7 protein-coding genes and 1 pseudogene are annotated in these 13,391 nt (G+C 42.1%); 4 read left to right on the forward strand and 4 right to left on the reverse strand.

Translation table 11 applies throughout. The features are described 5' to 3' along the window. The first annotated feature begins 187 nt into the window (after window positions 1–187). The 3 genes from recC to recD are packed head-to-tail and all read left to right on the forward strand — an operon-like array spanning window position 188 to window position 9,055. The gene (gene recC, locus CWC30_RS08725) at window positions 188–3,487 is read left to right on the forward strand and encodes an exodeoxyribonuclease V subunit gamma (protein ID WP_138626889.1); all 3,300 of its coding nucleotides are present in this window, start codon (window positions 188–190) and stop codon (window positions 3,485–3,487) included. Continuing rightward, entirely contained in the window at window positions 3,474–7,040 is a 3,567-nt protein-coding gene (gene recB, locus CWC30_RS08730; RefSeq protein WP_138626890.1) for an exodeoxyribonuclease V subunit beta, read from the forward strand. Before recC ends, recB begins: the two co-directional genes overlap by 14 nt. Continuing rightward, the gene (gene recD / locus CWC30_RS08735) at window positions 7,037–9,055 is read left to right on the forward strand and encodes an exodeoxyribonuclease V subunit alpha (RefSeq protein ID WP_138626891.1); all 2,019 of its coding nucleotides are present in this window, start codon (window positions 7,037–7,039) and stop codon (window positions 9,053–9,055) included. The genes recB and recD overlap by 4 nt, the downstream gene beginning before the upstream one ends. 13 nt (window positions 9,056–9,068) lie before the next feature. Here recD and CWC30_RS08740 read toward each other — a convergent pair whose 3' ends face one another. Then, window positions 9,069–9,701, reverse strand: coding sequence for a trimeric intracellular cation channel family protein (locus CWC30_RS08740; protein ID WP_138626892.1), 633 nt, complete (start codon window positions 9,699–9,701; stop codon window positions 9,069–9,071). A 128-nt stretch (window positions 9,702–9,829) separates the two neighbouring features. After that, a pseudogene (locus CWC30_RS08745) lies at window positions 9,830–10,171 on the reverse strand (M20/M25/M40 family metallo-hydrolase); the annotation flags it as partial. Between CWC30_RS08745 and CWC30_RS08750 the strand changes: the two are divergent. Next, window positions 10,147–11,139: a hypothetical protein gene (locus tag CWC30_RS08750; protein WP_349654449.1), complete on the forward strand. Its 993-nt coding sequence runs from the start codon at window positions 10,147–10,149 to the stop codon at window positions 11,137–11,139. The pseudogene CWC30_RS08745 and the gene CWC30_RS08750 sit on opposite strands and share 25 nt — an antisense overlap. Window positions 11,140–11,187: 48 nt before the next feature. Here CWC30_RS08750 and ttcA read toward each other — a convergent pair whose 3' ends face one another. Then, window positions 11,188–12,102: a tRNA 2-thiocytidine(32) synthetase TtcA gene (gene ttcA / locus CWC30_RS08755; protein WP_138626893.1), complete on the reverse strand. Its 915-nt coding sequence runs from the start codon at window positions 12,100–12,102 to the stop codon at window positions 11,188–11,190. 92 nt (window positions 12,103–12,194) lie between these two features. Next, on the reverse strand, window positions 12,195–13,121 hold the full coding sequence (gene uspE / locus CWC30_RS08760; protein ID WP_138626894.1) for a universal stress protein UspE: 927 nt from the start codon (window positions 13,119–13,121) through the stop codon (window positions 12,195–12,197). Window positions 13,122–13,391 lie beyond the last annotated feature (270 nt).

Below are 13,391 nucleotides of genomic sequence, written 5' to 3' on the forward strand. Positions count from 1 at the left end.
TTGAGATGGATTTATTATCCACAGTTCAGGTTAAATAATAAACGCACTGCGGTTAAAGCTGTGCGTTTAAAAGTTCATCTATCGGCGGGCTAACTTGCTGATTTATTAACGCCAATGTCTCCTTAGCGCTACCGCTTAAATTGAAAATATCTTACACTGGCTTTATCTCAATTAAGGCTGGTATCGTATGCTCAATATTATTCAATCAAACCGTATGGAAGCCCTGCAAGCGCAGTTTCATCAGCTATTAAAAATAAACCCATTGCAAAGCCCATTTGATAAAGAAGTGGTGTTAGTGCAATCGCCGGGTATGTCGCAGTGGCTAAAAATTGGTTTAAGTGAAAATTTAGGCGTGGCTGCGCAGGTAGACTTTCCACTGCCGTCGAGCTTTATTTGGCAGTTGTACCAGCAACTATTGCCAAACGTGCCTAAAGAGTCGGCGTTTAATAAACCGAACCTTGCTTGGAAACTGTTTGCAATTTTACCTACTTGTATTGACGAGCCACTGTATTTACCCCTAAAAACCTATTTAGAGGGGGATATTGACGGCCAAAAAACCTTTGCCCTATGTGAAAAAATAGCCGATGTGTACGACCAATATTTAATGTATCGCCCCCATTGGATAGCCAAATGGGATAGCGGTGTTGATACGCTTGACGATGTAGATATCAGCATTGCTCCTTGGCAACCCGATTTGTGGCGCCGCCTTGTCAAATTAAGCAAACAGCTAGGGCAAAGCCAATTTCACCGCGCCAACATGCAAGGACAATTACTCAGCGCCCTTGAGAGTATGGATAGCAGCTTATTGCCAAAGCGTATTAGCCTATTTGGTATATCTGCTATTGCCAGCTCACAGCTTGACGTGTTTGAAGCCTTGAGTAAAAAAACTGAGGTGTTTTTATTCTTTTTTAACCCCAGCGAGCATTATTGGGGCGATATAATCGATGAAAAAACAGCGGCTAAAATAAACGCTAAATACGCCAAAATGCCGCTGGTGGAAGCGCAGCAAAAAAAGCAAACGAATCCTGATGAAGAATACTATTTTATTGGTAATCCGTTGTTGTCGTCGTGGGGTAAACTCGGCCGCGATTATTTTGAGCAACTGGTGCAGCTTGATGCCCGTTGGATTGATGGTTTTATTGATGCGTTTGACGATACCTTACTTGGGCAAGTGCAAAGCGAAATATACCAACTTGCCTTTAAAGGTGAATCGCTTACCGATAACAAAGAATGGTTTATAAACGATGAGGGTAAACTGCCCATAAGTGCACACGATACCAGCATTACGTTAAGTGACTGCCACACACCATTAAGGGAAGTCGAGCGCCTGCACGACTACTTACTCAATTTGTTTAATCAAAACCCAACGCTTACCCCCAAAGATATCATTGTGATGATGCCTGATGTAGGTACTTATAGCCCTTACATTGAGGCCGTTTTTGGTGGTGCGCAGGGCAGCCGATTTATACCATACGCCCTTGCCGATTTAGCCATAGAGCAAGAAAAACCAGTACTGAGCTCGTTTGCCAGTTTAGCTAATTTACCGTTTTCGCGCTTTGGCGTATCGGATATTCTTGATTTATTACAGGTTACGCAAATTGCCGAAAAATTTGGCCTAGAGGCCCATGAATACGAGCAAATACATTATTGGCTTGAGCGAGTAGGGGTAAAGTGGGGTATAAACGCTGAGCATAAACAAAGCTTTGATTTACCCGCCATTGATTTAAATACCTGGCAACATGGCTTGAACCGTTTATTACTGGGGATTGCCATGCGCGACGAACAGTGCCCATTTAATGGTATTTACAGCGCCGATGAAGTAGAAGGTATGGCGCTTGATACTCTCAATAAGCTGGTGCATTTTATTGATGTGCTTCAAGACTTTAAAGCGAAACTCACCCCTGATGATACGCTTTCTAATAAAGCCCATATACTAAGTGAGCTACTCAATACTGTGTATGAGAGCGAAAGCGATGATAGCTGGGATTTATTACTGCTGCAAAAGGTGCTCGAAGACATTGCGAAGCACCACGACAACGGCGACTACAGTAAAGCCGTTTCGCAGCGCATAGTGAGCTATCTAATAAAACAAGGTATACAAGAAAAAGGTGTAGGTCAGCGCTTTTTAGTAGGACAAGTGAACTTTTGTACTCTCATGCCCATGCGCGCCGTCCCTTTTAAAGTGGTGTGTATGCTAGGCTTAAACGATGCCGATTACCCACGCACGGTGCAGCCAATCGGATTTGATTTAGTGCCGTATTCTAAAAAGCAAAAAGGTGACCGTTCACGTAAACTCGATGACCGTTACCTCTTTTTAGAAGCGCTCTTAAGTGCTCGAGATAATTTATATATGAGCTACATTGGTCGCTCATGTTTTGACAACCAGCCGCGCATGCCATCAACGCTTGTCAGTGAGCTTTTAGAATACATAGGCCGCAGTTTTAAACTTAGCGAACCCAGTGATAAACCCTTGCCAGATTGCCTTATTAGCCAACAACATTTACAACCTTTTAATAGTCAGTATTATTTGCCAGCTAGCACTGAACAGGCGGGAGTAAATAATCACAGCTATAACCCAATTTGGCTGCCTAGCGAGGCTATTGAGGCTAAAGCAATCACTGCGCTTGATGTAACGCCCCCAGAGCTACTTGATCTTGATGTGTTTATTCGTAGTGTATGCCATGCCCAAGAGAGCTTTTATCAACAAAGTTTAGGGTTACGCTTGCCGCAATTTAACGATATAGCGAAAGACGAAGAACCGTTTAGCTTAGATGCGCTGCGCCGTTATTTTTACCTTGACGAAATACTTGAAGCAAACATTAACAATACGCCGCTCAGTACCGAGCAAATACTGCAGCGCGGTGAGTTGCCCCAAGCCAATGTAGGCAGCTTAATTTATGAGGGTATGCAGCACCGAGTTGATGCGCTTGCAGGGCAAGTAAAAGAGCAAATAAAAGCCGGTAAAAGCGAACCGATAGAAGTGTTACTTGCGCTTGAAAATACCACCATTGAAGGCTGGCTTAACCATGTGTATATGCAAAAACAAGTGTTTTACCGCAGTGCCAGTATTAAAGCCAAAGATTTAATAAAAGGCTTTCTTTATCACCTGGCAGCTCAAAGCATGCAACAAGAGGTTGAAACCTTATTACTGGGTTTAGATAAACAAATTAGCTTTGCCCCTATGAGCAAAGCCAATGCTGACTTGCTGCTTGCAGATTGGTTTGAACTATACAAAGCACTGCGAAATGCGCCGGTGGCGTTTTTTCCGGTGAGCGGTTATGAATACGTGAAAAGCGGTGGCGACATGGCAAAAGCTAACAGTAAATTTAGCCCACAGTATATTGGCCGAGGTGAAGGGGAGAATCCCTATATTCGTTTAACGGTGCAATCGCTCAATGATTGCCAAGAGGAGTTTATTAAGTGGAGCGAAAAATTACTCGCCCCGTTATTTGAGCATGCCAAGGAGAGTGACTATGCAAGCGCTTAACCCACTCACTATGCCTTTATCAGGCCAAAGTTTGATAGAAGCCAGTGCGGGTACAGGTAAAACCTACACGATCACGGGTTTGTATTTACGCTATTTATTAGGCATGCAAATACCCGGTGAGCTGAGTACGCCATTGAGTGTTGAGCAAATTTTGGTGGTTACCTTTACCGATGCTGCAACACAAGAAATTAAAGACCGGGTACGCAGCCGTATTATTGCCGCGCGCGATGCCTTATTGGGGCAACAGCCAAACGATGAATTAATAGAAGGTATAATAGCCGCAGTAGATGATAAACATCGTGCGTTTGACTTACTCGATGCAGCAGCTAAATCAATGGATGAGGCGGCTATTTTTACCATTCATGGTTTTTGTCAGCGGATGCTAAAACAACATGCGTTTGAGTCGGGGGTCGCGTTTAACTTAGAGTTTATTTTAGATGAGCGCGAGATACTGCTTGAGACCATAAAAGATTTTTGGCGCGCGTTTGTCTACCCGCTTAATAAGCAAAAAACAGATGCGATTTTAGAGGTGTTTGCCGCACCTGAATCATTATTTAGCCAAGTAAGCAGTATTTTAAATAAAGCTAACGCCGAAATAACGCCGCAAATAAATTTAGAGGATGTGTGGCAAGCGCGAGATGAATATTTAGAGCTTATACCCGCTTTTAAAAAAACGTGCCTAGAGCAAGAGTTTATTGGTGCTGTTAAAGCATCTGATTTAAGTGGCTCAAAAACACCCGGGCGAAAAGGCAGTTTAGCGGCGCTTGAAGCATTTTGCTTATGCAATGATGACTTTTTTGAATTTGGTACTAACAAATATTCGTTTGAGGTTTGGAGCAGCGAGAATTTAAGTAATACCGCTAATTATAAAAAAAATGGCACATTACTGACGCATCCACTTATTAGCCAATTCGATGCCTTAGCCGCACTTAACAATACCATTAAACAAGGGCTAAAAATTGCGATAGTGCAATATGCGGTAAGTTGGGTAAAAGCGGCCATAGTTAAACGCAAACAAGAACAAAGCGTGATCACCCCTGATGACCTACTCACTAATTTACATACAGCCCTTAATAGTGAGCAGGGTGACGTATTGTCGAAAAAAATTGCGCAGTTATTTCCGGTGGCAATGATTGATGAGTTTCAAGACACCGACCCTATTCAGTACGGTATTTTTAGTAAAATTTATGCTCAAAGCAATACCACTTTAGCCATGATAGGCGATCCCAAACAAGCTATTTATGGCTTTAGGGGCGCAGATATATTTACCTACATTGGTGCCAAAGAGGCCGTAGAGCAGTCGCAACAATTTACATTGGACACTAATTTTCGCTCCAGCAGTGATATCGTCAACAGCGTAAATAGCTTATTTAGTAAATACGACAACAGCTTTATTTATAACGATGCCATTCCCTTTAATAAAGTGAAAGCCAAGGGTAAAAAAGCCGAAGATACATTTTTAATTGATGGCAAACCGGCCACCGCCTTTGAATTTAATGTGTTTGTGGATGAAGCCGGCGATGAAAAAAATAAGCCGACCAGTAAAGGCGTAGGGCAAGCACATTTAGCCACCCATTTTGCTAATAAAATAGTTACTTTACTTGAGCAGGCAAACCAAGGAATAGCCTGTATTGGCAGTACGCCGGTAAGCGCTGCTGATATTTGTATTTTGGTGCGCGACCGCGTTGAAGCGCAAATAATGAAGCAGGCCTTGAGCAAAGCCAATATTGCCAGCGTGTATTTGTCTCGTGATAGTGTATTTAGCCAAGAGCTAAGCCACCATTTACTCAACTTTTTAACCGCATTGCACGGCCAGTACGACGAGTCGCTATTACGTGGTGTACTCGCAGGCCCATTATTCTGTTTAAGTTATAACGATATTTTTGCTTTGGCCGATGATGAAAATGCATGGCAAGAACACTTAAACTTTTTTGCCCAACTTAGCCATATTTGGCATAAGCAAGGGGCAATGGCGATGCTTGAGCGCTTACTGAGTCATAATCAACTCAATGCCAAATGGCAAGGCTTGGGCTATAACGTAGAACGTTGGCTTACCGATTTTAGACACCTTGGCGAAATACTGCAGCAAAAACAAATAGAGCTTGAAGGGACACTTCGTTTGTTGCGTTGGTTTGCGCAAAAGGTGAGCCAGCAAGATGGCGAAACAGTGCAAGTACGTTTAGAGAGCGACGCAAATTTGGTTAAAATTGTCACTATGCATGCCTCAAAGGGACTTGAATATCCATTGGTATTTATGCCCTTTGCCAGTGGCTATCGTGAAATTAAAGACGCGCTTTATCACCATAACGGCAAGTTAATTTTTGATTTAAGTAAAGGCGAAGACGCCTTGCAACAAGCAGAGCAAGAGCGCCTAGCCGAAGATTTACGCCTATTGTATGTCGCATTGACCCGTGCAGTGCATTTTTGTGCCTTGGGTGTATATAACATCGGGCAAGGGCAAAGTAGCCGCTTAGCGATTCAAAGTAGTGCGCTTGGGCATGTGTTGTTCTCAGGGTTAGCGTTAACCAGCAGCCAAACATGGCGCACTCATTTAAGTGAGTTTTGTGATGCCAATGATTCGATGGAATATCTGCAATTTACCTCGGGTGAATTACTCGAGCAGGGCATACTTCGCTTTAATAATGAACACGTTGAAAAGCAGGCGCTGAGTATTAATACTGTAACCACGCAGATTGAACGCGATTGGCGGGCAACCAGTTTTAGTGCCTTAAGCTTTAAAAAGCATACTGACCAACTGGCACCTGGGCGCAGCGATGAAGATCATCAAAGAGATGAGTTTGCGGTGCAACAAGATGACCTTCTCTCACCCTATAGTTTTCCAAAAGGTGCAAAACCAGGAAGTTGCTTACACGAAATATTCGAGCAACTTGATTTTACCAGCCCGCTTGTTCACCCCTCAAATCCAGAGCAAAACTTATCGGCAGTAATTAAACGTGTCTTTGAAAAATACCATATTGATGAGCAATGGCAGCAAATTACCGAGCAATGGATACTCGATGCGCTTAATTGCCCGTTAAATAGTGAAAATAATTTAAGCTTGAGTCAATTATCACCGAGTGATTGTCTTGTTGAAATGGAATTTAACTTACCGCTTGCTAGCCTAAGTGCGCCTAAACTCAACGAAATGCTGATTAAACACTTTGGTTTTAGCCAAAGCAAACTTGAATTTGCCCATGTAAAAGGCTTATTAAAAGGCTTTATAGATTTAATTTTTTGCTACCAAGGCAAGTATTATATTTTAGATTATAAATCGAATTATTTGGGCAGTACTCCCGCAGATTATGAGCCAGAGCAGCTTGAGCAAGCCATGACCAGCCACCAATATCATTTACAGTATTTAATTTATACCGTAGCGCTGCATCGATTGCTTAAACAGCGTATTCCTGATTATGCCATAGAGACGCATTTAGGCGGCGTGTATTATACTTTTTTACGCGGTATGCCAGCGGGTGAAGGAGTGTACTTTAAACAGTTAAGTGCAGAGCAAGTTATTATTCTAGATGGTTTGTTTAGCCAAGGAGCGATGCTATGAGTGGTTTAAACCAACAACCTGGTTTGTTTGATGACGTTGACGACGCGCCTGTTGATGAGTCGGCGTTACTCAATGAACAACCAGCGGACTCTGTTACTCAAACACCTAAAGTTGTGCCGCTGCTTAGCTATTTAACTGAGCAGCATCGCGTACGTGTTGTGGATGTAAAGCTGGCTGAATTAGTCAGTGGTAACAATACTGAACATGATTATGACGAACTATTTTATATTATTTTAATGCTGTGTTTATCGCAGCAAAGCCAGCATAGTTGTTTAACGCTAACAGAGGTTGATTGGACTAATCCGTTTAATTTACGCCAAAGCGACTTTACTAAATTAGAAGGCACCGTACCTGACACTCTCACCCCATTTAGTGACGATTTTACGACTGAGGCAGCAATAAGTTACTTACACGCACATCACAGTGTGGGGGATCACAAGCCGCTGCAATTGTTTAATCAACGGTTGTATTTTTCGCGTTTAGCAGGGTATGAGCAAACTTTAGCGCAGCGATTACTGGCAATGAGTGAGCGACAACTCAATATTGATGATGCAGTCCTTACTGAGTTATTAACACGCTACTTTCCTGATAATCCAACGCTTGATATTGATTGGCAAAAGGTCGCTTGTGCCATTGCTGCAACAAAGGGCTTTAGTGTGATCACAGGCGGGCCTGGCACAGGTAAAACCACCACGGTGACAAAGCTGTTAGCCATTTTACAGTCGTTATATCAGGCTGCACCATTGAGCATAAAATTAGTGGCACCGACCGGTAAAGCAGCGGCACGACTAACCGAGTCAATTTTAGGGGCTAAAAATAAGCTGAGTGAAATACCGGCTGATATTAATGCGTTGATCCCGCAAAGTGCGCAAACTATTCATCGTTTGTTGGGAGTTAAGCCATTTACCAATAAATTCAGGCACGATAAAAGCAATCCGTTGCATGTTGATGTATTGATTATTGATGAGGCCAGTATGGTCGATTTATCGCTCATGGCCAAATTAATTGAGGCTCTACCAGCGCATGCCCGATTGATTTTACTTGGCGATAAAGACCAACTCGCCTCGGTTGATACCGGCAGTGTAATGAGTGATTTATGCCAAGGTTTAGTGCTTGGACAAACACCGCAGTATTCAAAAGCACGCTGTGAGCAATTAAATAAGGTGTGTTTTAATGGCACTGCTAAACTTGGCGTGCAAACTCAGAGTGAGTTTAAACTGGCTGATTGCATTGCCTTTTTACAACATAGTTATCGCTTTGATGCCCAAAGTGGTATAGGCCAGTTGGCTTTGGCTGTTAATACCAATGATCGAGGAATATTAAATTATGTTGAACAACACAGTTCGCAAGGGCATTTTAGCGATGTTATTTTAGACTACGATTTTGTCTCTACCCCGATTGAAAAGCTTATAAACAGCGCGGCAAGTCACTACGGTGATTATTTAACACTGATTGCCCAAGGAGCGAGTGTTGCCAAAGTGCATGAGGCTTTTGCCCGCTATCAATTACTTGCAGCAGTGCGTGAGGGCGATTACGGCGTTAATAGTTTAAATCAGCGTATTGAGCGTGTATTGCAACAGCAAGGGTTAATTAGCGTTAACCCTAATCAGCGACATTACACGGGTATGCCTATTATGATTAGCCAAAACGATTATCAACTTAAACTTTTTAACGGCGATATAGGTATTTTGATGCCTGATGACAGTGGCCAACTCAAAGCACTGTTTATTGATGAGCAGGGTAATGAACGTGCATTTTCACCTGCACGACTCCCAGCGCACGATAAAGTGTATGTTATGACCATTCATAAATCGCAAGGCTCAGAGTTTAGTTACACTGCTATGGTATTGCCACCACTTAAACAAGCAAGCGTCGGTATTAACCGGCAATTAGTGTATACCGGTATTACCCGTGCAAAGCAGACCTTTGAGCTGGTAGCAGATAAAAAAGTACTGCAACTGGCGATGGGTAAAAGTGTGTCACGGGCATCAGGACTCTATGAGCGATTAGTGTAACGCAATGCTTATACTAATCGTTTATTTTTGGTGTTCTTTTTCTAAATAGATTGGGCTGCCAGCCAAAATGGAGCGCGCCCAATCTTAAAAAAACACTGACCAACAGCGAACCAAGAATGCACCATAAATAAGGGGCTTCTAATAAAAATAGCGCTGCATAGGTCAAGCCTCCTGCAAAACAGGCGGTGGAGTAGAGTTCTTCTCGCATCACCAACGGCACTTCTCGACAGATCACGTCGCGTATTAAGCCACCAAATATCCCCGTAGTCATGCCCATTGTAAGTGCAACCATCATGGTGGTGCCTTCAATTAATGCTTTTTCGATACCGACCACATTAAAAATAGCCATACCAATTGCATCAACCAACAACATGTAATAGTTAGACACATCGGGTAAGTGGCTAATAAACATAACAGTGACAAAAATAGCCACATAGGTGACATATAAAAAATCGGGGTTGGCTATCCAAAAAACGGGTTGATTAAGAAGTATGTCTCTGAGCGTACCACCGCCAAGCGCGGTGACTGAGCCAACAACCACCACTCCAAATCCGCCAATATCTTTATCATGGCCTAATAACGCACCTGAAATTGCAAAGAATGCCACGCCAATAAGGCTTAAAAAATTAAAATATTCTGCTGTCACTAAGGCGTCCTTTCCAATTTGAGAATTTATAATTAAAGGTAAGCGATTGGGGATTTATATTAGCTGAATAACACTCTCTAATAAAACAAGCACAGGGTTATTAGCCCTGTGTTTGTTATGTTGAGTTGTTATTGTAAGTAGTCAACAACCAGTTGTGATAGTGATTCTACGCCAAGTTGTAAGGCATTTTCGTCAACATAAAACTGAGGTGAATGATTACTTGCTGCTGTTTTAGCGTTTTGATCTTTTGGAGTGACGCCTAAAAAGTAAAACAGCCCGGGGGTTTCAAGCGCATAGTAGCTAAAGTCTTCTGCGCCGGTAATTAAATCGGTGGTAATAATATTGTCAGCACCAGCAATACGGACAAGCGTTGGGGTCATTTTTTGGGTGAGTGCAACATTGTTTACTGTGACAGGGTAGCCGTGATCTATATGCACATCGGCTTTTGCACCAGCGGATTCGGCAACCAGCCCCTCTCAATGATAAAAAGCCGATATCGGCACCTCCTGCTCAGCAGCGCACGCTAAGCCAACCTGTGACAAAGGCAACAACAAAAACCAGCTCAGTAACTCAGTCAGCATTTGATGAAGACTTAGCCAAAGCCGCCTCTGTGGTTGCTGATCAGTATCAGAAAAGTTTGGCGTTTCCGCCTTATTCACAACCATTAACGGTATATGATGAGGACAGACTTAAGCCAAATCAGTTCTTTCCTGTTAGCAGCCCAGTGGGTGAGCAAGGCGGGGAGTTAACAGTGAGCTTGTCTAAATATCGGTATGTGTATCCACAAGCTATAGAGCTAACCGTAAGTGCCCCAAATTTAGGTAAGGTGGTATTAACACTCAGTGATACAGACACCAAAAAGTCGCTAAAAACGCAAAGCGGTGTGGCTCGTCAAAACGAGCTGGCAATGATATTTAAAGGTGAAGAAGACTATCCACGTAATTTACAATTATTAGTTGAAGCCGATATCGCGGGTAAAATAGTCCCGGTGGTGGCACAAATACATTATATGCCGCCTAGTGCAACCTTAACTGGTTTTGAAAACGCCTATCCACGTAATGAAAACATGATAGTACCGGCCAATTTAACAGTTATAAAAAGTGGCTTATACCGTTTAAGAGCTAACTTATACAGTGGCACCTCACCATTAGCACATTTAGTTGCTAAAGCACGTTTAAATGAGGGCAATCAGCAAATTGACTTTAAAGCGCATTGGTCTGTTTTGCCCAAGCAAACGGGCGGCTTACGGTTGAGGGACTTTGTTATTGAACGTATGTCGCCAAGCCCAGGTGAGCTTAACAGTTTTGGTGAAAGTGAAATTAGCGAGTTTACTATTGATGATTTTGCTTACGACAGCTTACAACAGTTGCCTTATCAGGCAAACAAACAAGAAATGCAGAGTTTAGAGTTTTTACAAGGATTAGCTGCTGGTCAGTAGCAGCATAGAACAAAGTGAAGGGTTTGCATTACTGCAAACCCTTAAAAATTAGCTTAAATTAATGGTAACCACATCGGCTTGGTTTGTTTCATTTTGTTCATGATTAACTGGCGCTTTTGGAATATCTGGTTTATCGAGCGCGATATCGCCCCCATCAATAACGTCACCCGTTTGCAAGTTGGTAAAATCAAATAATTGATTATCAGCTAAGTGTGAAGGCACAACGTTTTGCATGGCGGTGAAAATACTCTCTACACGACCTGGGTGTTCTTTATTCCATTGCTCCAGCATATTTTTAGTGTGTTTACGCTGTAAGTTTTCTTGTGAGCCACATAAATTACACGGAATAATAGGGTAGTCTTGGCTGAACGCATATTTGCTTATATCGGCTTCTTTACAATAAGCCAGTGGGCGAATAACCATATGCTCACCGTTATCGCTCATTAGTTTAGCCGGCATACTTTTTAGTTTTCCGCCATAAAACATATTTAAAAACAAGGTTTCTATCATGTCATCGCGGTGATGGCCCAGTGCAATTTTAGTCGCACCTAACTCTTTAGCCGTGCGATATAAAATACCACGGCGCAAGCGAGAGCAAAGCGAGCAGGTTGTTTTACCTTCAGGAATAATATCAGTAACAATACTGTAGGTATCTTCTTCTACAATTTTGTATTCAATATTTAAATTATCAAGATACTCAGGAAGCACATGCTCAGGAAAACCAGGTTGTTTTTGGTCGAGATTTACTGCAAATAAATCAAACTTGATAGGTGCAACACGTTGTAAATGTTGCAACATGTCGAGCATAGTGTAGCTGTCTTTGCCACCCGATAAGCACACCATAATGCGGTCGCCTTCTTCAATCATGTTAAAGTCCATGACAGCTTGACCTGTGAGGCGGCGTAAACGCTTTTGAAGCTTATTTAAGTTGTATTGAGCTTTGGCTTGAGCAGAATGAGACACTACGCCCCCTTATAAATAGTACGGCAAAATTAATTGCTAAAAATAAAGGGGCGTATTATATGCCATATGTAATATGGGAGCTACTGCAAACGCTAACTTTCTGCGAGCGGGCTTACGTACCCATCAGGTTTAAGTGCAAGTACATCACAATCAAGGCTGTCAATAACATGCTCAGCAGTGTTGCCTACTAAGGCAGCGCTTAAGCCAGTCCGTCCGACCGTGCCAATAACCACTAATTCGCTGTTTAAGCGTTTTGCAACATCCGGTATCACATCTTCTGGCAATCCCTCTTCAATAAAGCATTGATCAGGGGTTAGGTTAAACTCATTAGCGAGTTCATTGGTTGATTCAATATGATGTTTTTTAACTGATTCGTTATATAACCCTGGGTTAAACTCAGGGATCTCTATGGCTATATTAACCGGTGTAGAAGGGTATGCATTGACTAAGTTAAGTTTAGCATTAGCCAGTTCACATAAAAATTGTGCATCTTTAATTATGCGTTTATTAAGTGACAGGTGCTGATCATTTTCACTGACTGCATTAACAGCCGCTAAAATATTCCCATGTGCTGGCCACGCCATATCTTTTACAAATAATACAGGGGTTGGGCATTTTCTGACTAAGTGCCAGTCTGTTGGCGTGAAAATAACCGCTTTAAGCGCACCATGCTGATGAGTACCTTTGATCACTAGGTCATATTTATCATTAATAACGGTATTAATAATGGCTTCGTAAGGGCGGTTATGCCAAATGACTTGGGTATTAATATTAATGTTTTGATAAGGAGAGACAAGATCTTTTAACCATAGTTCGCGATCTTTTAACACCGCTTTACGCATTGCTTCACGTTCATCACCAGAGAGCATAGTAGTCATTTCGTAAGAGAAATCGTATACCGTCATAAAGGCGGTAATGCTAGCCCCTGATTTTTTGGCTAAATCTATTGATCGCGCGAGGGCATTTTGATCGTCTTTAGTTGGGTCAATAACCGCGATAATACGTTTAATCGTTTCCATTGTGCTACTCCGTTCACTTAACAGTTATACCTTGAGTGTAACGCAAATACACAACAGTTAAAGGGGTAGCACTAATATTCTTGTTCTATATCAAGAAATAAAGTTTCTCTAATTTTAAAACTATTTATCTTGTATAAAAGCATGTACGGCTTTATAAAAATTTAATTATTCTCAGGTTTTATTAAAGTGTTGTCTTGTACAGTGAATCCACTCGTTTTTATATTAAAAAATGAGCCAGACAATTCATTCATCGACTATTAAAAGTGAATG

Source organism: Pseudoalteromonas sp. S4741 (assembly GCF_005886135.1).
Taxonomy (GTDB): Bacteria; Pseudomonadota; Gammaproteobacteria; order Enterobacterales; family Alteromonadaceae; genus Pseudoalteromonas; species Pseudoalteromonas tetraodonis.